This is a genomic window from Bradyrhizobium sp. RT6a, assembly GCF_040547675.1.
Classification (GTDB): domain Bacteria; phylum Pseudomonadota; class Alphaproteobacteria; order Rhizobiales; family Xanthobacteraceae; genus Bradyrhizobium.
The window spans coordinates 1,241,111-1,261,564 of the sequence record NZ_JBEPQC010000002.1; the positions used below are offsets into that span (position 1 = coordinate 1,241,111).

At 63.9% G+C, this 20,454-nt stretch carries 15 protein-coding genes; 11 read left to right on the plus strand and 4 right to left on the minus strand.

What is annotated here, in order from left to right; translation table 11 throughout:
- Positions 1-104: 104 nt before the first annotated feature.
- From proS to ABIC03_RS15905, 3 genes are all read left to right on the plus strand, one after another.
- The gene (gene proS, locus ABIC03_RS15895) at positions 105-1,424 is read left to right on the plus strand and encodes a proline--tRNA ligase (protein ID WP_354059002.1); all 1,320 of its coding nucleotides are present in this window, start codon (positions 105-107) and stop codon (positions 1,422-1,424) included.
- A gap of 90 nt (positions 1,425-1,514) precedes the next feature.
- Entirely contained in the window at positions 1,515-2,795 is a 1,281-nt protein-coding gene (locus ABIC03_RS15900; RefSeq protein WP_007603606.1) for a lipoprotein-releasing ABC transporter permease subunit, read from the plus strand.
- A 7-nt stretch (positions 2,796-2,802) separates the two neighbouring features.
- Entirely contained in the window at positions 2,803-3,504 is a 702-nt protein-coding gene (locus ABIC03_RS15905) for an ABC transporter ATP-binding protein (protein WP_354059004.1), read from the plus strand.
- A 78-nt stretch (positions 3,505-3,582) separates the two neighbouring features.
- Here the strand turns inward: ABIC03_RS15905 and ABIC03_RS15910 are convergent, their stop codons facing one another.
- Entirely contained in the window at positions 3,583-4,662 is a 1,080-nt protein-coding gene (locus tag ABIC03_RS15910; protein ID WP_354059006.1) for an alcohol dehydrogenase catalytic domain-containing protein, read from the minus strand.
- A 109-nt stretch (positions 4,663-4,771) separates the two neighbouring features.
- On the opposite strand from ABIC03_RS15910, the gene ABIC03_RS15915 reads away from it, so the two are divergent.
- Entirely contained in the window at positions 4,772-5,545 is a 774-nt protein-coding gene (locus tag ABIC03_RS15915) for a helix-turn-helix transcriptional regulator (protein WP_354059008.1), read from the plus strand.
- A gap of 25 nt (positions 5,546-5,570) precedes the next feature.
- Here the strand turns inward: ABIC03_RS15915 and pdxR are convergent, their stop codons facing one another.
- The gene (pdxR, locus tag ABIC03_RS15920) at positions 5,571-6,977 is read right to left on the minus strand and encodes a MocR-like pyridoxine biosynthesis transcription factor PdxR (RefSeq protein ID WP_354059010.1); all 1,407 of its coding nucleotides are present in this window, start codon (positions 6,975-6,977) and stop codon (positions 5,571-5,573) included.
- Positions 6,978-7,101: 124 nt separating this feature from the next.
- Between pdxR and ABIC03_RS15925 the strand changes: the two genes are divergently transcribed.
- The 4 genes from ABIC03_RS15925 to map all read left to right on the plus strand — a co-directional run bounded on the left by ABIC03_RS15925 (position 7,102) and on the right by map (position 12,754).
- Positions 7,102-7,566, plus strand: coding sequence for a carboxymuconolactone decarboxylase family protein (locus ABIC03_RS15925; protein ID WP_354059670.1), 465 nt, complete (start codon positions 7,102-7,104; stop codon positions 7,564-7,566).
- A gap of 89 nt (positions 7,567-7,655) precedes the next feature.
- Positions 7,656-8,294: an HD domain-containing protein gene (locus ABIC03_RS15930; RefSeq protein ID WP_354059012.1), complete on the plus strand. Its 639-nt coding sequence runs from the start codon at positions 7,656-7,658 to the stop codon at positions 8,292-8,294.
- Positions 8,295-8,776: 482 nt separating this feature from the next.
- Positions 8,777-11,926: a GAF domain-containing protein gene (locus tag ABIC03_RS15935; RefSeq protein ID WP_354059014.1), complete on the plus strand. Its 3,150-nt coding sequence runs from the start codon at positions 8,777-8,779 to the stop codon at positions 11,924-11,926.
- A gap of 78 nt (positions 11,927-12,004) precedes the next feature.
- Positions 12,005-12,754, plus strand: a complete 750-nt coding sequence (gene map, locus ABIC03_RS15940) for a type I methionyl aminopeptidase (protein WP_354059017.1) — start codon at positions 12,005-12,007, stop codon at positions 12,752-12,754.
- 10 nt (positions 12,755-12,764) lie between these two features.
- On the opposite strand, the gene ABIC03_RS15945 is transcribed toward map, so the two are convergent.
- Positions 12,765-14,099: an MFS transporter gene (locus tag ABIC03_RS15945; RefSeq protein ID WP_354059019.1), complete on the minus strand. Its 1,335-nt coding sequence runs from the start codon at positions 14,097-14,099 to the stop codon at positions 12,765-12,767.
- A gap of 217 nt (positions 14,100-14,316) precedes the next feature.
- Positions 14,317-14,637 carry a DUF3551 domain-containing protein gene (locus ABIC03_RS15950; RefSeq protein ID WP_354059021.1) on the minus strand — a complete coding sequence of 107 codons (321 nt, stop codon included), beginning with the start codon at positions 14,635-14,637 and terminating at the stop codon, positions 14,317-14,319.
- 252 nt (positions 14,638-14,889) lie between these two features.
- Between ABIC03_RS15950 and ABIC03_RS15955 the strand changes: the two genes are divergently transcribed.
- The 3 genes from ABIC03_RS15955 to ABIC03_RS15965 all read left to right on the plus strand — a co-directional run bounded on the left by ABIC03_RS15955 (position 14,890) and on the right by ABIC03_RS15965 (position 20,430).
- A complete protein-coding gene (locus ABIC03_RS15955; protein ID WP_354059023.1) occupies positions 14,890-15,615 on the plus strand; it encodes an outer membrane protein in 726 nt (241 codons plus the stop codon).
- A gap of 454 nt (positions 15,616-16,069) precedes the next feature.
- Positions 16,070-19,573 carry a DNA polymerase III subunit alpha gene (gene dnaE, locus ABIC03_RS15960; protein WP_354059025.1) on the plus strand — a complete coding sequence of 1,168 codons (3,504 nt, stop codon included), beginning with the start codon at positions 16,070-16,072 and terminating at the stop codon, positions 19,571-19,573.
- Between the two features lie 116 nt (positions 19,574-19,689).
- The gene (locus ABIC03_RS15965; protein ID WP_354059027.1) at positions 19,690-20,430 is read left to right on the plus strand and encodes a carbonic anhydrase; all 741 of its coding nucleotides are present in this window, start codon (positions 19,690-19,692) and stop codon (positions 20,428-20,430) included.
- Positions 20,431-20,454: the final 24 nt, after the last annotated feature.

The following is a 20,454-nucleotide window of genomic DNA, read 5'->3' on the forward strand; positions in this document are numbered from 1 at the left end:
ACAGGAATTCCGCTGTGTTAGCGGGTTTTCCTCATTCCCGGTCTTGTGTTTTGGCTCCCAATCCGGTTTCACTGCAAGCCGTCACTGATTCCTCGAGTATTGCCATGCGGTTGTCGCGGTTCTTTCTGCCCATTCTGAAGGAAAATCCGAAAGAGGCGGAGATCGTCTCGCATCGGCTGATGCTGCGTGCCGGCATGATCCGGCAGGAGGCCGCCGGCATCTATGCCTGGTTGCCACTCGGCTTCCGCGTCTTGAAGAAGATCGAGCAGATCGTGCGCGAGGAGCAGGACCGCTCCGGCGCTTTGGAACTGTTGATGCCGACGCTCCAGCTTGCCGACCTCTGGCGCGAGAGCGGCCGCTACGATGCCTATGGCCCCGAGATGCTGCGCATCGCCGACCGGCACAAGCGTGAGCTGCTGTACGGGCCGACCAACGAGGAAATGATCACCGAGATCTTCCGCGCCTATGTGAAGTCCTACAAGAGCCTGCCGCTGAATCTCTATCATATTCAATGGAAATTCCGCGACGAGCAGCGTCCGCGCTTTGGCGTGATGCGCGGCCGCGAGTTCTTGATGAAGGACGCCTATTCGTTCGACCTCAACGAGGCCGCGGCGCGCGTCGCCTACAACAAGATGTTCGTGGCGTATTTGCGCACCTTCGCGCGGATGGGACTCAAGGCGATTCCGATGCGCGCCGAGACCGGCCCGATAGGCGGCGATCTCAGCCACGAGTTCATTGTGCTCGCCGAGACCGGCGAATCCGGCGTTTTCATCAATCGCGACGTGCTGGACCTGCCGGTGCCGGGCGAGGACGTCGACTATGAGAGCGATTTGACGCCGATCATCAAGCAATGGACCTCGGTCTATGCGGCGACGGAGGACGTTCACGACGCCGCGCGCTTCGAGCAGGAAGTGCCCGCGGACAAGCGGGTGAACACCCGCGGTATCGAGGTCGGGCAGATCTTCTATTTCGGCACGAAGTATTCCGACGCGATGAAAGCGTTGGTGGCGGGCCCCGATGGTGTCGACGTGCCGATCCACGGCGGCTCCTACGGCGTCGGCGTCTCGCGCCTGCTCGGTGCCATCATCGAGGCCTGTCATGACGATGCCGGCATCAAATGGCCGGAGGCCGTTGCCCCGTTCCGCGTGTCGATTCTCAACCTCAAGCAGGGCGATGCCGCGGTCGATGCGGCCTGCGAGAAGCTCTATGCGGAGCTGTCCGCCAAGAGCGTCGACGTGCTCTACGACGACACCGACCAGCGGGCCGGAGCCAAATTCGCCGCCGCCGACCTGATCGGCATCCCCTGGCAGATCATGATCGGGCCGAAAGGGCTCGCCGACGGCAAGGTCGAGCTCAAGCGGCGAAGTGACGGCGCCCGCGAGACCATGTCGCCTGCGGACGCGGTCGCAAGACTTGTGGGCTGATAAGGCTGGTCGGCTGAATATTGTTCATCGCCCCAGATTGCGGCCGCCAATCCGGCCACATTTGACCCCGAATCATGGGACTATCGAGCGATGGATGAGACCATGACCGAAACCGTTCAAACCGCGCCTTTTGCGCCATTCGAGTGGATGCTGTCGGCGCGCTACTTACGGGCGCGCCGCAAGGAGGGATTCATCTCGGTCATCGCCGGGTTCTCCTTCCTCGGTATCATGCTGGGCGTGGCGACGCTGATCATCGTCATGGCCGTCATGAACGGCTTCCGCAAGGAGCTGCTCGACAAGATCCTCGGGCTCAACGGCCACATCCTGGTCCAGCCGCTGGAATCGCCGCTGACCGACTGGAAGGACGTCGCCGACCGCCTCAGCCAGGTCCAGGGCATCCGGCTCGCAGCGCCCGTGGTGGACGGCCAGGCGCTGGCGTCATCGCCGTGGAACGCCTCCGGCGTCTTGGTGCGCGGCATCCGCTCCGACGACCTCAACAATCTCACCTCGATTGCCAAGAACATCAAGCAGGGCTCGCTTGAGGGCTTTGATGACGGGCAGGGGGTCGCGATCGGCCGGCGCCTCGCCGACCAGCTGTCGCTGCACGCCGGCGACAGCATCACGCTGGTGGCGCCGAAGGGTGCGGTCACCCCGATGGGCACGACACCGCGCATCAAGCCGTACAAGATCGCCGCGGTGTTCGAGATCGGCATGTCCGAGTATGATCTCGGCTTCGTGTTCATGCCGCTCGCGGAAGCGCAGGCCTATTTCAACCGCAGCAACGACGTCACCTCGATCGAGGTCTTCACCACCAATCCGGATCAGATCGTCGCGTTTCGTCAGGCCGTGACGGAGGCGGCGGGCCGGCCGGTGTTCCTGGTAGACTGGCGCCAGCGCAACTCGACCTTTTTCAACGCGCTCCAGGTCGAGCGCAACGTGATGTTCCTGATCCTCACCATGATCGTGCTGGTCGCGGCGCTCAACATCGTCTCCGGCCTCATCATGCTGGTGAAGGACAAGGGCAGCGACATCGCGATCCTGCGCACGATGGGGGCCTCGCAAGGCTCGATCATGCGCATCTTCCTGATCACGGGCGCCTCGATCGGCGTGGTCGGTACGATGGTCGGATTCATCGTCGGGCTGGTGATCTGCCTCAACATCGAGTCGATCCGGCAATTCCTGTCCTGGCTGACCAGCACCGAGCTGTTTTCGCCAGAGCTCTATTTCCTCTCGAAGCTGCCCGCCGAGATCGACATCGGCGAGACCTCGGCCGTCGTCATCATGGCGCTGACGCTGTCGTTCCTAGCGACGCTGTATCCGTCCTGGCGCGCCGCGCGCCTCGATCCCGTCGAAGCGCTGCGGTACGAGTGAGGGGCTGATGGAGCAGCAGGGGGCGGAAGATGTACCGGTCATTTATCTCCACGAGATAAAGCGGCAGTACTTACAGGGCGAGATGCCGCTGACGATCCTCGACGGCGCCAAGCTCGCGCTGTGGGCGGGCCAGTCCGTCGCGCTGGTGGCGCCGTCAGGTTCGGGCAAGTCGACGCTGCTGCACATTGCTGGTCTGTTGGAAGCGCCCGATTCCGGCGAGGTCTACGTCAATGGCGCGCCGACCTCGCAACTGCCCGACATCGAGCGCACCCAGCTTCGCCGTACCGATATCGGCTTCGTCTACCAGTCGCACCGGCTGCTGCCGGAGTTCTCGGCGCTGGAGAACGTCATGATGCCGCAGATGATCCGCGGCCTCAAGAAGTCCGAGAGCGTCAAGCGCGCCAAGGAGATCCTCGGCTATCTCGGCCTCGGCGAGCGTATCACGCACCGTCCGTCCGAGCTGTCCGGCGGCGAGCAGCAGCGCGTTGCGATCGCGCGCGCTGTGGCCAATGCTCCGCGGGTGCTGTTTGCGGACGAGCCGACCGGCAATCTCGATCCGCACACCGCGGACCACGTCTTCCAGGCCCTGATGCAGCTGGTCAAGGCGACCAAGGTCTCCATGCTGATCGCGACCCACAACATGGAGCTCGCCGGCCGCATGGACCGTCGCGTGTCGCTGTCGAACGGCCAGGTGGTCGAGCTGGAATAAAAGACGCGAAAACAACCCCATGCACAGTAGCCAAGTGCTTGGTCGGACTGACGAAAGAAATGGCGTTCCCCGGGGTGCTCAAGGCCGGATCACCGTCAATTTGAACGGTCCGCCATTGGCGGCGGCATGGTCCACCGCCTCGTTGGCATGGTCGAGATCGAAAGCGGTGGCCTCGTACTCCTCCAACCTGAGCAGTCCCGCGCGCACCAGCGCGATCAGGCGGCCTGCCGCATCCGGCGGATACATCCAGACGCCGTGGATGCTGATGCAATTGCGCATGATCCAGGGGTAGGGCAGCTCGAGGCCCGCGCCGCCCGCCATGCCGACACCACCCATGAGCACGACGCGGCCGTATGCGCGCACCGTCATGATCGCCGCGCGCACCACATTCGTGCTCACGGAGGGCGGCATGATGTCGAGCACGCAGTCGATCGGCACGGGCGCCGCGCGCTTCATGCGCTCGCGGTCGTCGTCTACGTTGCCGGTGAGTTTGACCGGCTTGACGCGATCGCCGAAGCGGCGGACGAGGTCGGCGAGAATGGTCTCGTTGCGGCCGGGCGCGACCACGCAGGCCGCGCCCATCGCGAGCGCGACCGAGACGGCCGCGCTGCCGAAATTGCCTGTGGCCCCGCTCACCAGAACGGTCTCGCCGGGCTGAAGGTTGGCGGCAAGGAAGCCGCCATAGGGCACCAGCAGCGTCCCAAGCGCACACCATCGCGTGGCGTCCTCCGGCGTGATCGTGCCGAGCCGTTTGACGTTCTCCGTCGGCACCCTCATCTGCTCGGCAAACGAGCCGTGGCGAAAATGCTGTTGCAGGCGCATGGCGCCGGCACCGGGGGCAGTGAGTCCTTGCAGGGCAATGTCGGGCGCTGTGGCGTCGTCGCGCGAGCGCACCGTCGGGTCGCAGAACACCCAGTCGCCAACGCTGAGCTTCGTCGCGTCGGGGCCGATGGCGCGGACCCTGCCGATGCCGCCAGGCCCCGGGATGATCGGCAGGTCGAGCGCATAGTTGCGCGCCCCGCTGAAAACCTCGTTCATGTAGGACAGCACGCGCGTGGCGACGACGTCCACGATGACCTCGCCGGTCCCGAGCACCGGTTCGGGTGCATTCTCGATGACGAGCGGAGATCCCAGGGATTTGAGTACGGCGGCTTTCATGGTGGTCACCTCATGTTCGGGTGACACGTCATATGCGCCGCCTTTCCAGGCCGAGGAAGGCCTGGTATTATCCTAGTATTCCCCGGGCCCTCCATCGAGGCATGTCACCATGGCCGACCCACGCCGCATCGAATTCGGCGACTTCCTCAGGTCGCGCCGCGAAAAGCTGTCGCCGAAGACAGTCGGGCTTCCCGCCGGCCGGCGGCGCCGCACCGCGGGCCTGCGCCGAGAGGAGGTCGCGCAGCTCGCCGGCATCGGCGTCGACTGGTACATCCGGCTCGAGCAGGGCCGCACCGTCAGCCCTTCAGTCACGACTGTCGATGCGCTGGCGCGCGCGTTGCGCCTTAGCAAGACCGAGCATGCGCACCTTAAGGCATTGGCCCGCGACGGCGACAGGCGCGCGTTCACGCGCGAGATCGTGCCGCCGCCTGTTCGGCGGATGATCGAGAGCCTGGCGCAGCCGGCTTACATCACGGGGCGGCGCTGGGACGTGCTGGCCTGGAACGCGGCGGCCGAGGAGATCTTCGGGTTTGGACAATTGCCCGAGCAGGACCGCAACACGCTGCTGCTGGTGATGACGAACAAGCAGACGCGAAAATTCTACGGTGCCGGCTGGGCCGACGTTGCCAAGAGCATGGTCGCGATGTTTCGCGCCACTCACGACGTTTGGGCCGGCGATCCCGCTTTCGCGGAACTGCTGGCGCGGCTGCGCCAGGGCAGCCCGGAATTCGTGAAATTGTGGGAAGCACACGAGATCCGCGGCACCGCCGCGGGCCTCAAGATCATGAATCATCCGACCAAGGGCGTGCTCCGGTTCGAGCACACGAGCTTTCAGGCCAATGACGATCCGGCGCTGAAGCTCGTGATCTACACGCCGGTTTAGATTGCGAAAGCATAGGGCGTGCTCGTCACGTATGACGGTCGACGATCTGAAGGAGCCGGTCGCAGGATGCCTCGATCCTCTTGTGGGGAGATGTGGCGACGCCCAGCAACAGGCCGGATCGCGCCGAAGCCGGGGACGCATGCCATAGCGACAGGGGCGTGGGCGCCAATCCAAACGACGCCGCTTCCCTCGCGATCGCAAGGTCGGAGGTTCCGTCCGGCAGTCTCAGGACCGCGGCCAATCCGGCGATCGCCACGTCCTTGGCGCGTGCCTTCAAATATTTCAGCAGCGCATCGCCTTGCGCGGCATAGGCCCGCTTCGTGCGTCGAAGATGCCGTAGATAGTGGCCGTCGCGGATGAATTCGGCGGTTGCGATCTGTACGGACGGCCCGGGCGCCGGAGCGAGGCATGCCGCAACCTCGGCAAAACGGGAAGCCAGTGAGGCGGGTGCAACGACGAAGCCCAGCCGCAAGGCAGGAGTCAGGGTCTTGCTGAAAGATCCGATGTGAATGACGCGCCCGAAACGATCGAGAGAGGCGAGCGCCGGTGTGGCCCGACCCCTCAGCTGAAGCTCGCTCAGATAGTCGTCCTCAATCACCCAGACCCGTTCCTGGGCGGCCCAGTCGAGAAGACGCGAACGTCTTGCCAGCGACAATGTGGAGCCAAGCGGTGCCTGCTGTCCCGGGGTCACGACGACCAATGCAGCATCGGGAGCGTGTTTCAGGCCGTAATCGACGTCAATGCCGTCCGCGTCGACCGGGATCGGCGTGATCAACAACCTTGCAAGCTCAAGGCCGTGCCTTGTGAAGGGGAAGCCCGGGTCCTCCATCCAGACCTTTCTCTGCTCGAGACAGAGAACCCGGAGTGCCAGTCCGAGCCCGCTGCTGAAGCCGGCCGTGATGATGATCTGCGACGGTGCACACTCGATACCTCTCGCCAGCGCGAGATACGCAGCGATGTCGCGCCTCAACTCCAGCTCGCCGCGGGGATCCCTGTAGATGGCCGGCGCGCTCGTCTCCGCGCGCACCGCCCGCGTGCGCATCCTCGAGAACAGCTTGGCAGGAAAGGTCTCGTGAGCGGGCACACCCATCTGGAAAACGGCCGGTCCCGCAGTGAGCTCCTGGTACATTTCCATGAACGAACCGGGGTGGGGAGCTGCTTCCTGCCGAGGAGTAAAGGCGGGTCGATCAGCAACATGCGTTCCGGTCGCGCGCGACGCGACGATCAGTTGCGCGGATGAGAGCTTTTCGTAAGCCGAACGCACGGTGCCGCGCGCGACACCCAGCTGAGCCGCCAAATCCTGCCAGGAGGGCAGACGAGCTCCCGGCGCGAGCACGCCGCTCTCGATGGCAGCTCCGATACCTCTGCGGATTTGTTCCGCCAATGGCGTCTTCGCAGATCGATCGAGCTCCAGCCGCAGCGGTTTGACCATGCCTCCGTAGTACACGATGTTTGTCCATTCCTGGTGCTTTTTTGTAGACCAGCGCGGGGACATTTATCGACAAGGAAAGTACGCGGCGACAGCCGCCGAACAGAATCGATCATGGAGTATGAAAATGGCTAAGCGTCTCGATTACGACCGCATCGCACCCGCAGGGATGAAAGCGCTCGGCGGCGTCTACGGCTATGTCATGCAGAGCAATCTTCCTGCAACGCTTGTCACTCTGGTCTATCTGCGCATTTCGCAGATCAACAATTGCGCCTACTGCCTCGACATGCACACGCGCGATCTGCTGAAGAGCGGACAGAAGATCGAAAAGATCGCGCTGGTGCAGGCTTGGGCGGAAGGCGGTCATCTCTTCGACGAGCGGGAGCGTGCCGCCCTCGCATGGGCTGAAACGGTGACCCGTGTGGCTGAAACCGGCATCCCGGATCAAGCTTACGAGGCTGCCCGCGCCGTCTTCGAGGAGCGCGAGCTCGTCGATCTCACCATCGCGATCGGCCTGATGAACGCGTACAATCGCATGGCAATCAGCTTCCGAAATACGCCACAGGCCGCGAAGGAGGAGATGGCAGCCTGACCGCGGTGCCAGACGGCAAGAGGGTAAACACATGCCTTCGACTGCGAAGGATGTCCTGAGATCTCAGAGATGCAAGGCAGGAGCTTGAAATGACCTTTGCAATTTCCGGCGTGAAGATTCCCGACAGCAAGATCGCACGAGAGGCCGCCGAGCTGGTGCGCCAGTACGAAAACGACATGTTGTTCAATCACTCGGTCCGCGTCTTTGTGTTCGGCGCGATCAAGGGACATCGGCAAAATCTAAAATTCGATCCCGAGCTGCTCTACATCGCGGCGCTGTTCCACGATCTCGGGCTCGTCGACCATTACCACACGCAGACCAAGCGATTTGAAGTTGATGGCGCCGATGCCGCCCGCGCATTTCTGAGGGGGCACGGCATTGACGAGCCAAAAGCCGATCTGGTTTGGGAGGCGATCGCGTTACATACGACGCCTGGAATTCCACAATACATGCGGCCGGAAATCGCTCTCACGAATGCGGGCGTTTTGGTCGACGTCGTGGGGATTGGCTATGATGAGTACACGCCAGAGCAGCGCAACCAGGTGACCACCGCATTTCCGCGCGGTGATTTCAAGAATGACTTCCTTCAGATACAAACCTGCTCAGCCTTGAAGAAGCCGCAGACCACGTTTGGCACGGTCAATTTCGATTACATCGAAGATCACGATCCCACATTTCGCAAGCCGAACGCGTGCACTCGCATCCGCAACACGCCCTGGCAGAGCTGAGCCCTTCGGCGCGGTGTTCGGGCTTTGCCACGTTGGTTTATGGCGCCGGTGCGGCCGGAGGCGTTGCGCTGGCGTTCGGCCGCTGAATGGCCGGCCAGGGTTATTCGGAGTCGGCGTCACCGACGCGCATGACGCCGGGCGAGCATGAAACGACGGGGACCACGCGGGGTGAAAAGCAGACATTGATGCTACACGACGATCCGCGCTGCCACAACTTGCGGTCGCGCGTCCGCACGGGTCTGTCCGCGACGTCTGGATTGGCAATCAGGGGGCCCGATGGAGCTGGCCAGAACGGCAGTCTCCCAAGGGACGGTACCGACGGGAACCTAAATGCGATCATGCGGTTATCGCGCAGATAATTTGCGCGACCCGTCTGCATCACTTCGAAGTTCAGGCGGGCTACCTGGGGTCGAAGCGAACAGTAGCGGGACGATCAAACAGCTAGCTCATCGTGGAGTTAGGGAAGTGGCAGGGGAAGACCAATGACGACAGCGACCGGGGTCCGCTCGGCCGATCGCAATTCCGTCTTAGCCACGCTCGGCGACTACATCCGAGAGATCAACAATCCCGACGATCTCGCCTATGCTGCGGCGGAGCTGCTTGGCCGCAGCCTAAACGTCAGCAGGGCAGGCTACGGCACGGTCGATACCTCAGCCGAGACCATCACCATTGTCCGCGACTGGAACGCACCGGGCATCCTGAGCCTCGCAGGCGTGCTGCGCTTCCGCGACTATGGCAGCTACATCGAAGACCTCAAGCGCGGCGAGACCGTCATCTGTGCCGATGCGGAAAAAGACCCTCGCGTCGGCGATCGTGCCGAGGCCCTCGAGGCGATCTCTGCGCGCGCGCTCGTCAACATGCCGATCTCGGAGCCCGACGGGGTCGTGGCGCTGCTGTATCTGAACGATGCCAGGCCGCGCGAATGGAGCTCCGAAGAGCTGGAGCTTATTCGCGATGTTGCCGAGCGGACGCGCACGGCCGTCGAGCGCCGCCGCGCGGAGACGGCTGTTCGGGAGAACGAAGCCCGGCTTCTTTTCCTGGACGCGCTCAACAAGGAGACGGCCAGGACTCGCGATGCCGACGGCGTGATGGCGGTCACGACCAAAATGGTCGGCCAGCATCTCGGCGTCTCGAACTGCGCCTATGCCGACATGGATGCGGACCAGGACGGCTTCACCATACGCGGAGATTGGGCGGCGCCGGGCGCAATGCATATCATCGGTCGCTACAGCCTGGCTGACTTCGGCAAGAAGGCGGTGCGAGAGCTCGGCGCCGGCAGGCCCCTCATCATCAATGACAATTTGAAGGAGCTTGCGCCTGAGGAGGCCGCCACTTTCCAGAACATCGGGATCGGTTCGACGATCTGCATGCCCTTGGTGAAAGAAGGACGACTTACCGCCTTGATGGCCATTCATCACCGGGGCCCGCACCAGTGGACGCCGCGCGAACTCGCCTTGCTCACCGAGGTGACCGAGCGATCGTGGGCCCACATCGAGCGCGTCCGATCGGAACAGGCAGCGCGGGAAGCCGCCGAACGACTGACGCTTGCGAACAACGCGGCTGGTATCGGCACCTGGGACTACGACCCGGTCAACAACGTTCTTCGATGGGACAGCCGCTGCAAGGAGGTGTTCGGTTTACCGCCGGACGCCGAAGCCAGCTATGAAGGGACGTTCCTGAAGGGCCTTCATCCCGAGGACAGGCAGCGCGCCCACGAGGCGGTGTCCGCAGCGCTGACGCCGCACGCGCCAGCACACTACAATATGGAATACCGAACCATTGGCATCGAGGATGGGGTCGAACGCTGGATCGCCGCGACCGGTCAAGCCATTTTCGCCAACGGTCAGGCTGTTCGGTTCATCGGAACGGTACTTGATATCACCGCGCAAAAGAAAACCGAGCGTCATCTCAGAATACTGAATGATACCGGGGCTTCGGTCTCTCGCGAGCGCGACCTCGACAAGATCGTCCAGATCGTCACGGATGCTGGCGTCGGACTCACCGGTGCTCAATTCGGCGCATTTTTCTACAACGTTCTGGCGCCGGATGGCGGCAGCTACATGCTGTATTCGCTGTCGGGTGCGCCGCGATCCGCGTTTGAAAACTTTCCGATGCCCCGCAACACCGCCGTCTTTGGCCCGACCTTCGAGGGCTCTGGCGTGGTGAGGTCCGACGACATCCTGCAGGACCCCCGCTATGGCAAGAACGCGCCGCGGAAAGGCATGCCCGAGGGCCATCTTCCGGTCCGATCCTACCTGGCGGTCCCCGTGATCTCGCGAACCGGCGAAGTCCTCGGCGGACTTTTCTTCGGTCACGCCGAGACGGCTAAATTCCAGGCGGAGCATGAGGCCGCCTTGCTTGGTATTGCGGGCCATGCCGCCACCGCTATCGACAACGCCCAGCTCTTGACCCGGCTCGAGGCGCTCAATGCCGGATTGGAACAACGTGTTGCCGACGAAATCGCCGAGCGCATGAAAGCCGAAGAGCAATTGCGGCAATCCCAGAAGATGGAAGCCGTTGGGCAATTGACCGGAGGTATTGCCCACGACTTCAACAATATGCTGGCCGTGATTCTCGGCAGCCTGAATCTTGCCAAGCGGCGGCTCGGCAGAGGAGAGGTCAGCATAGACCGCTTCATCGAGGGCGCCATCGACGGTGCAAATCGCGCAGCCACGTTGACGCAAAGGCTGCTCGCGTTCTCGCGCCAGCAGCCTCTCGCGCCTGAGGTCGTCGACATCAACAAGATGGTCGGCGGGATGAGCGAGCTGCTCGAGCGATCGCTTGGCGAGCTGATCCGCCTTGAGACGGTGCTGGCGGCTGGCCTCTGGCGGGTCAAGGCAGACCCGGCCCAGCTCGAGAGCGCGATGATCAATCTCGCGGTCAATGCGCGCGATGCCATGCCAAAGGGCGGCAGGCTGACGATAGAAACCAGCAACGCCTCGATCGATCGAATGTATGCTCGCGAGTACGCACTCGCACCCGGGCAGTACGTTCTCGTGGCCGTGACGGACAACGGCACGGGAATTCCGGCCGATGTGCTCGGCAAGGTGTTCGATCCGTTTTTCACCACCAAGGTCGTGGGCAAGGGCACCGGCCTCGGCCTCAGTCAGGTCTATGGTTTCGTGCGGCAGTCGGGCGGCCATGTCAAAATTGACTCGGAAGTCGATGTTGGCACGACCGTGAAGATCTACCTGCCACGCTTCGCCGGCGAGGAGGCGGGCTCAGATCCGTCGCAGGAAGAGATACCTGCCGGTGCAAGCCATCAGAACGAAACCATTCTCGTCGTGGAAGACGACGAGCGCGTCCGCAGCATGTCTTCCGAGAGCCTGCGCGAACTTGGCTACACCGTCATCGAGGCAGCCAGCGCCAAGGAGGCGATCAGGACGATCGAAAACGGCTTCGTTCCAGATCTGCTGTTCACGGATGTCGTCATGCCCGACATGACGGGCGCCGAGCTTGCGGCCGAGCTGTCGAAACGATACCCGGAGCTGAAGGTGCTGTTCACCACCGGCTACACGCGTAATGCAATCGTTCACAATGGCGTGCTCGATGCCGGCAAGCATCTGCTTCCCAAGCCCTTCGCCATCGACGACCTGGCTGCCAAAGTCCGCAGCTTGCTCGACGATATCTGAACGCGTTTTGGAAACGATCTCTTCCGTTTGCAAGCCGCCTTCACAAGGGCTATGTCCCGGCTTTCGGAAGAGCATGACATGACAATCTCGGATGACAACGACCTCGCGCGCCTGAAAGAGATCGGGCGCATCGTCGCCAATATCCTGGAGGCAATGGGGAAGGCGCTCGAGCCGGGCATGACCACCTCCGACCTCGACCAGATCGGGCGAACATTGCTGGAGGCTGCCGGCGCACGTTCGGCTCCGGAGCTGGCCTACGACTTTCCCGGGGCGACCTGCATAAGCGTGAACGAGGAGATCGCTCATGGCATTCCCGGCGATCGGCGGATCGCGCGCGGGGATCTCGTGAACATCGACGTATCAGCCGAGAAGCACGGCTTCTTTGCGGATACGGGAGCATCGTTCGCCGTTCCACCCGCAACCCGCGCGGTTGAACGTCTTTGCAGGGATGGCCGGCGCGCGATGTGGACGGGCCTGCAGCAGGTTGGAGCCGGCAAGCCGATCGCCGGAATCGGTCAGGCCATCGGGACCTTTGCGCGGAAGAACGGTTACAGCCTGGTCAGGAACCTTGCCAGTCACGGCGTCGGCCTGTCGCTCCACGAGGAGCCGACGGAGATCGCAACATGGCCCGACCGCTCCGAACGCCGCGTCATGAGCGAAGGCCTGGTGTTCACCGTGGAGCCGTTCCTGTCCCTGGGCGCCGAATGGGCACAGGATGGCGATGATCCATGGACGCTCTACAGCAGCCCCGAGGCGCCGACCGTTCAATACGAGCACACCGTGATCGCCACGCGAAGCGGACCGTTGATCGTGACGATGGCTGGTTAAGAAGGCGTCCTCAAGCTACCGGATCTCGGGCAGCATCCGAACGGCTTCGATCATCCGGCGCCAGCGGCGGTGCACGTCTCGCCGGAGGATTCTTCGGTGAGGCTGTGTTGCTTCCTGAGCTGATATCGACCGGGGCAGATCCGGCGTCACGATAGGCGACAATCCAGATCAGGAAACCCAGAACCGCCAGCGCGGCGCCGACGGGTCCCGTGGAGGTCCAGCCCAGCCCCTCGCGAATGGCGATGCCGCCGAGGAACGGGCCGAGCGCATTGGCGGTGTTGAACGCCGAATGGTTGAGTGCGGCGGCGAGCGCCTGCGCGTCGCCGGCGACGTCCATCAGCCGCGTCTGGAGGATGGCTCCGAGCGAGACGCCGGCGCCGATGGCGAAGACGTCTGCCGCCAGCGCCCAGGGATTGCCGGCGGCGAGCGGAAACACTGAGAGGGCGACCGCTGAGAACAGCAGGATGGCTCCCGCCGTCGGCATCAGCGCGCGGTCGGCAAAGCGCGGCACGAACAGATTGCCGAGCGTCGCGCCGATGCCGAACACGGCCAGAAAAAGCGGTATGAGCGCGGGGCTGACCTTGGTCACCTCGATCAGCGTCGTCGCGAGATAAGTGTAGACGGCGAACATGCCGCCGAAGCCGATGGCGCCGATCGCCAGCGTGATCCAGACGCGGCCGCTTCGCAGCGCGCCGAGCTCTCGCAGTGGATCGGACCGGCCAGCCTTGTCGCGCGGCGCGAACAAGGCGCACAGCAGCACCGTGAGCAACGCCAGCACCGACACGAGGCCGAAGCTCGCGCGCCAGCCGATCGCCTGCCCAATCAGATTGGCCAGGGGCACACCGACGATGGTGGCGCCGGTCAAGCCGAGCATCACCTGGCCGATCGCCTGCGAGCGACGATGTTGAGGGACCAGCGAGGCTGCGACCAGCGCGGCGATGCCGAAATAGGCGCCATGCGGCAATCCCGAGAGAAAACGCGCCGCGATCATCGAGCCAAAGCCAGGCGCCAGCGCGGTGAGGGCATTGCCGAGCGCGAACACGGCCATCAGAACCAAGAGCTGCGCGCGCCGCGCCAACCGTGCGCCGAGCACGGCGATCAGCGGCGCGCCCAGCACGACGCCGAGCGCGTAGGCGCTGATCGCGCGTCCCGCGGTCGGCTCGTCGACCCCGAGGTCGGCGGCGAAAAACGGCAACAGGCTCATCGATGCGAATTCGGTGGTTCCGATCGCAAAGCCGCCCATCGCGAGCGAGAACAGGACGATGGCGAGATGAGGGGGCGTGGATGCCGCGGTCGCGCGGGGCGAGGTCGCTTGCTGCGATGTCGCTTGTTTCGATGTCGTCATATGTCCTGCAATGGTGGCGTCAACGGGAACCAGCCCAGCGAACGTCGCCACCCCTGCAAGATTTCTCTGTCGCTACTTAAACCCGGATCGGTCGGCGTCAACGCTGCAAGCTCAACGCAGGGCAGGCCGCATATCAGCATCCCGATTTGTGAACCACGACGCGAACACCGCGCCTCTTGATTGCTCGTCCGCTGCAATCGGGCGAGCGCGGCGCATCTCAGCGCGGCATGTAGTAACCGGGTGAATAACCCGGCACCTGCGCGCGCGGCCTGTTCTGATACGCATAGGGATCGTCGCTCTGGCCTGCGAAATACGGGTTCGCAATACAGGTGAGGGCGCGACCGGACGAACTCGCCTGGCACTGCGCATAAGTGTCGAACGTGCAATTGCTGAGCCCCGGCCATTCATCGCCGGTGAGGCAGAAGGCATGGTGGGTCCCGAACGCGCGCGCGGGCACGCTTGCGCCGAGCGTGATCCCAAATGTGGCGAGGCCGAGCGAAAATATGGCGACAATGGGGAGAGCAATTCGTCTGCGCATTCGATTCTCCAATCACGCGAACGTGCGCACGACGTTGTCACGCGCGCGTGCCGCAGATGTCGTGTAGTCCACAATGGAACTCATGAAAACACTTGTTTCAAAGGGTTTCCGGCGCGCGTTGGTAAATCTTCATTAATGAAGCGCGATCCTTTGGCGCGAACTGTGGCGTCGAGGTTACAGCAATTCCGTCGAGCGCTGGTATGACGACGCCACGGCCCGGGGGCCTAACGACGAAACTGGAACGGGAATCAAATGAACAAGAATCTGTTGCTTGCTGCTGTGAGCCTTGTCGCGCTCGGCGCGGCTGCACCGGCGGTGGCTGCTGACCTCGCTGCGCGGCCTTACACCAAGGCGCCGGCGATGGTTGCCGCGATCTACGACTGGAGCGGCTTCTACATCGGTATCAACGGCGGCGGCGGTTCCGCCCATTCGACCTGGGATCTCGTCGGCGGTGGCCGCGAGGGTTCGCACGATGCGACGGGCGGCACGGTCGGTGGCCAGATCGGCTATCGCATGCAGTCGGGCCAGTGGGTGTTCGGCATCGAAGGTCAGGGCAACTGGGCCGACTTCTCGGGCGACAACGTCAGCGCGATCCCGGGGTTCGGGACTCGCAACCGCTCCAAGATCGACTCGTTCGGTCTGATCACCGGTCAGATCGGCTACGCCTGGAATAACGTTCTCGTTTACGCCAAGGGCGGTGCGGCTGTCGCCGGCAGCAAGTATGAAGTCTCGACCTTGGGCGGCGCACTGCTGTCCTCGGCCGATCAGACCCGTTGGGGTGGCACGGTCGGTGCCGGCCTTGAGTACGGTTTCGCCCCGAATTGGTCGGTTGGCGTCGAGTACAACCACATCTTCCTGCAGGACAAGGACGTCACGTTCGCGCTGGTGCCCTCGACCGATCGCATCCGTCAGGACGTCGACATGGGCCTCGTCCGCCTGAACTACAAGTTCGGCGGCCCGAGCCTCGGCCGTTACTGAGTAAAAGACTCCTATCGATCGCTCGACTTCGAGCGGTCGGCGAAAGCCCCGGCCATCGGCCGGGGCTTTTTGCTATTCAAATTCAGCGGGTTAACCATTCTATGCGGAGACGATCGAGATAGCTTGACTCCCGAGAACGAAATGAGAACAATGTTCTTCATACGTTCTCACCATGGAGCAAGCCATGTTCAGGATTTTCGTCGAAGAAGCCGCCGCGTTGGCGTCGATCGCGCTGTTTGTCGGGATGATCGCGATCTGGGCCCAGGTACTCCCGCAGCTCTAGGCGCGGGCCCAGGTTGGGGAAAAGCAGGACGACGCGGCCGATCGGCCGTTCCGGCGTGGACTCTGGCAGCGTGACGCCCCACCATTGTGAGGCGAGTCGGCCGGGCGAGTGCAGGATGCCTCCGGTGCCGGTGACCGCTCCATCTCATCTGCAAGAGGCCGTCACGCGACCATGCCGAGCGCCGGATTTGTCCACCTTCACGTTCACTCGGCCTACTCGCTGCTCAAGGGCTCGATCAAGATCGCCAAGCTCGCCGAGCTTGCGAAGAAAGATCATCAGCCGGCGCTGGCGCTGACCGACACCGACAACATGTTCGGTGCGCTGGAGTTCTCCGACAAGATGGCGGTCTCCGGTATCCAGCCGATCGTCGGCTGCGAGATCGCGATCGAGTTCGGCGACCAGGATCCCAATGCGCGCAATGCGCTTCTGCCTTCGCGCGTGGTGCTGCTGGCCGCGCAGGAGCGCGGCTACCGCAGCCTGATGCGGCTGAACTCGCGCGCGTTCCTGGAGACGCCCGACACTCATGCTCCCCACATCAAGTTCGACTGGCTCGAAGGCGAGACCGAAGGCCTGATCGCGCTGACGGGCGGTCCGGACGGACCGATCTCGCTGGCGCTTGCCGGCGGTTATACCGAGCTCGCGGCGGCGCGCTGCGAGCGTCTGGCGAGCCTGTTCGGGGACCGCCTCTACATCGAATTGCAGCGCCACAACACCGAGAAGGAGCGGCGGGTCGAAAGCCACCTGATCGACATCGCCTACACCAAGGGCCTGCCGCTGGTTGCGACCAACGAGCCGTATTTCGCGGCGACCGACGATTACGAAGCCCATGACGCGCTGCTCTGCATCGCCGGCGGGCGGCTGATCGCGGAGACCGAGCGCGAGCAGCTCACGCCCGATCACCGCTTCAAGACCCGCGCCGAGATGGCGGTGCTGTTCGCCGACATTCCGGAGGCGCTGGCCTCGACGGTGGAGATCGCCGAGCGCTGCTCGTTCCGGCCGATGACGCGCAAGCCGATCCTGCCGTTCTTCACGGTCGGCGCTGCCGCAAGCTCCGATGCCGCCTCGGTCGAGGCGGCCGAATTGAAGCGGCAGGCAGAGGAGGGGCTCGCCAACCGCCTGCGCGTGCACGGCCTGTCGCAAGGCACGACGGAAGAAGATTACAGCGCGCGCCTTGCGTTCGAGCTCGACGTCATCATGCGCATGAAGTACGCGGGCTACTTCCTGATCGTCTCCGACTTCATCAAATGGGCGAAGGGGCAGGGCATCCCGGTCGGGCCGGGCCGCGGCTCTGGCGCAGGCTCGCTGGTTGCGTGGGCGCTGACCATCACCGACCTCGACCCGATCAAGTTCGGCCTGCTGTTCGAGCGCTTCCTCAATCCGGAACGCGTCTCGATGCCGGACTTCGACATCGACTTCTGCCAGGACCGCCGCGGCGAGGTGATCAAGTACGTCCAGGAGCGCTACGGTCGCGACCAGGTGGCGCAGATCATCACCTTCGGTACGCTGCAGGCGCGCGGCGTGCTCCGCGACGTCGGCCGCGTGCTGCAAATGCCCTATGGCCAGGTCGACAAGCTGACCAAGCTCGTGCCGCAGAATCCGGCCGCGCCGGTGACGCTGGCCGCCGCGATCGAGAGCGAGCCGAAGCTCCAGGCGTTCCGCGACGAGGACCCGGTGGTGGCGCGCGCCTTCGACATCGCCCAGCGCCTCGAAGGCCTGACCCGTCACGCCTCGACGCACGCGGCGGGCATCGTGATCGGCGATCGCCCACTGAGCGAACTCGTGCCGATGTATCGCGATCCGAAGTCCGACATGCCGGTGACCCAGTTCAACATGAAATGGGTCGAGCCGGCGGGCCTGGTGAAGTTCGACTTCCTCGGCCTGAAGACGCTGACCGTGCTCGACGTCGCGTGCAAACTGCTCAAGCCGCGCGACATCCATGTCGATCTCGCCACGCTGCCGATCGACGATGCCGAAAGCTACCAGATGCTGGCGCGCGGCGAGGTGGTCGGCGTGTTCCAGGTTGAAAGCCAGGGCATGCGGCGCGCGCTGGTCGACATGCGCCCCGACCGTTTCGAGGACATCATCGCGCTGGTCGCGCTCTATCGACCGGGCCCGATGGCGAACATCCCGACCTATTGCGCGCGCAAGCACGGCGACGAGGAGCCAGAATATCTCCACCCCGTGCTGGAGCCGATTCTCAAGGAGACCTTCGGCGTCATCATCTACCAGGAACAGGTGATGCAGATCGCGCAGGTGATGTCGGGCTATTCGCTCGGCGACGCCGACCTGCTGCGCCGCGCAATGGGCAAGAAGATCCGCGCCGAGATGGAGAAGCAGCGCGAGATATTCGTGGCAGGCGCAGTGAAAAACGGCGTGCCGAAGGGGCAGGCCGACACCATTTTCGAGCTGCTGGCGAAATTCGCCGACTACGGCTTCAACAAGAGCCACGCGGCGGCCTATGCGCTGGTGTCCTACCACACCGCCTACATGAAGGCGCATTACCCGGTGGAGTTCATCGCGGCGTCGATGACGCTCGATCTCAACAATACCGACAAGCTGTCCGAATTCCGCGCCGAGGCGCAGCGCCTCGGCATCAAGGTCGAGCCGCCCAACGTCAACCGTTCCGGCGCGACTTTCGAGGTCGGCGACAAGACCATCTACTACGCGCTCGCGGCGCTGAAGGGCGTCGGCATCGCGGCCGTCGAGCAGATCATCGCGGAGCGGACCAAAAACGGCTTGTTCACCTCGCTCGCCGACTTCGCCGCGCGGGTGTCGCCGCGCGCGATCAACAAGCGCATCATCGAAAGCCTGGCCGCCGCGGGCGCCTTCGACACCCTGGAGCCGAACAGGGCGCGGGTCTTCGCCGGCGCAGATTCGATTCTCGCGGCATGCCAGCGGGCGAACGAAGCTGCGACCATCGGCCAGAACGACATGTTCGGCAGCTCGGCCGACGCGCCGACCATCATGCTGCCGCAGATCGAGCCCTGGTTGCCGGCCGAGCGGCTGCGCCGCGAATATGACGCGATCGGCTTCTTCCTGTCGGGACATCCGCTCGACGATTACGCCACCGTGCTGAAGCGGCTGCGCGTGCAGTCCTGGGCCGAGTTCTCGCGCGCGGTGAAGACCGGCGCCACCGCCGGCAAGGTCGCTGCCACCGTGGTGTCGCGGATGGAGCGGCGCACCAAGACCGGCAACAAGATGGGCATCATGGGGCTCTCTGATCCCACGGGTCACTTCGAGGCGGTGCTGTTCTCCGAAGGCCTCGCACAATATCGCGACGTGCTGGAGCCGGGCGCCGCGGTGCTGCTCCAGCTCGGCGCCGAGCTCCAGGGCGAGGATGTCCGCGCGCGCGTGCTGCACGCCGAACCGCTGGACGAGGCCGCGGCCAAGACGCAGAAGGGCCTGCGCATCTTCGTGCGCGATACCAAGCCCCTGGACTCGATCGCCAAGCGTCTCGCCGGCCCCGACATGGCCGCTTCGAACGGCGCCGCGCCGAAGGTCGGCAGTCCGGGCACCGCGCCGCGCTCCAACGGCGACGGCGAGGTCTCGCTGGTCATGATGCTCGACCTCGAGACCGAGGTCGAGATGAAGCTGCCCGGCCGCTTCAAGGTCTCGCCGCAGATCGCCGGCGCCATCAAGGCAGTCGCTGGCGTCGTGGACGTGCAGCAGCTCTGATCGAGGGGGCGGCGCTGAAGTCGTGCGTGCTCCCTGCGGATGTTGTGGTTTCGTCACGTCATTGCGGCTATGATCGCGGCGATGCCATCGTCCACCTCGCCGGGAGGAAACGCGACATGTGCGACAAATGCTCTGAAGCTCTGCAGGGAAACACGGGGCCGTCGCGACGATCCGCGATGTTGTTTGGTGCCTCGGCGCTCGGCCTCGCGCTGACCGGCAGAGCCTTTGCCAAGGAGACCAAGGCGCCGCCCAAGCCGCAGAACGTGCTGTCGCCCGACGCATCATTGAAGCGCCTGACGGAAGGCAATGCGCGCTATGTCGACGGCATGTCGCGGCGGCACGATTTCAAGCACGAGCGCGAGGCGTTGGCCGGCGGACAGAATCCGTTCGCGGCCGTGCTGAGCTGTGCCGATTCGCGCATCGCGCCGGAATATGCCTTCGACACGGGCCGTGGCGATCTGTTCGTCTGCCGCGTCGCAGGAAATTTCGCCGGCACGGAGACCATCGCCAGCATGGAATACGCGGTGGCCGTGCTCAACGCGCCGCTGATTCTGGTGCTGGGCCATGACAGTTGCGGCGCGGTCGATGCGACGCTGAAGGCGATCAAGGACAACAAGCCGCCACCGGGCCATATTCCCTCGCTGGTCGATGCGATCGCGCCCGCAGCGAAGGCTGCGATGCAGCAGGGTGGGGACGTCCTCGACAAGGCGATCCGGCAGAACGTCATCGACAATGTCGCGAAGCTTAAGTCGGCCGCGCCGATCCTCAATGCGGCCGTCGAGCAGGGCAAGCTGAAGGTCGTCGGCGGCATCTATCGGCTCACGACGGGAACGGTCGACCTGATCGCGCAGATCTGACGAGATGGACCGGCTCGCGCCGGT

What these genes read in the sequence shown, in the direction of transcription:
- map (WP_354059017.1), top strand. Translation starts at nt 12,005, where the DNA reads ATGACAATCTCGGATGACAACGACCTCGCGCGCCTGAAAGAGATCGGG.
- ABIC03_RS15935 (WP_354059014.1), top strand. Translation starts at nt 8,777, where the DNA reads ATGACGACAGCGACCGGGGTCCGCTCGGCCGATCGCAATTCCGTCTTA.
- proS (WP_354059002.1), top strand. Translation starts at nt 105, where the DNA reads ATGCGGTTGTCGCGGTTCTTTCTGCCCATTCTGAAGGAAAATCCGAAA.
- ABIC03_RS15950 (WP_354059021.1), bottom strand. Translation starts at nt 14,637, where the DNA reads ATGCGCAGACGAATTGCTCTCCCCATTGTCGCCATATTTTCGCTCGGC.
- ABIC03_RS15945 (WP_354059019.1), bottom strand. Translation starts at nt 14,099, where the DNA reads ATGACGACATCGAAACAAGCGACATCGCAGCAAGCGACCTCGCCCCGC.
- ABIC03_RS15930 (WP_354059012.1), top strand. Translation starts at nt 7,656, where the DNA reads ATGACCTTTGCAATTTCCGGCGTGAAGATTCCCGACAGCAAGATCGCA.
- ABIC03_RS15925 (WP_354059670.1), top strand. Translation starts at nt 7,102, where the DNA reads ATGGCTAAGCGTCTCGATTACGACCGCATCGCACCCGCAGGGATGAAA.
- ABIC03_RS15910 (WP_354059006.1), bottom strand. Translation starts at nt 4,662, where the DNA reads ATGAAAGCCGCCGTACTCAAATCCCTGGGATCTCCGCTCGTCATCGAG.
- ABIC03_RS15915 (WP_354059008.1), top strand. Translation starts at nt 4,772, where the DNA reads ATGGCCGACCCACGCCGCATCGAATTCGGCGACTTCCTCAGGTCGCGC.
- ABIC03_RS15965 (WP_354059027.1), top strand. Translation starts at nt 19,690, where the DNA reads ATGTGCGACAAATGCTCTGAAGCTCTGCAGGGAAACACGGGGCCGTCG.
- ABIC03_RS15905 (WP_354059004.1), top strand. Translation starts at nt 2,803, where the DNA reads ATGGAGCAGCAGGGGGCGGAAGATGTACCGGTCATTTATCTCCACGAG.
- pdxR (WP_354059010.1), bottom strand. Translation starts at nt 6,977, where the DNA reads ATGGTCAAACCGCTGCGGCTGGAGCTCGATCGATCTGCGAAGACGCCA.
- ABIC03_RS15955 (WP_354059023.1), top strand. Translation starts at nt 14,890, where the DNA reads ATGAACAAGAATCTGTTGCTTGCTGCTGTGAGCCTTGTCGCGCTCGGC.
- dnaE (WP_354059025.1), top strand. Translation starts at nt 16,070, where the DNA reads ATGCCGAGCGCCGGATTTGTCCACCTTCACGTTCACTCGGCCTACTCG.
- ABIC03_RS15900 (WP_007603606.1), top strand. Translation starts at nt 1,515, where the DNA reads ATGGATGAGACCATGACCGAAACCGTTCAAACCGCGCCTTTTGCGCCA.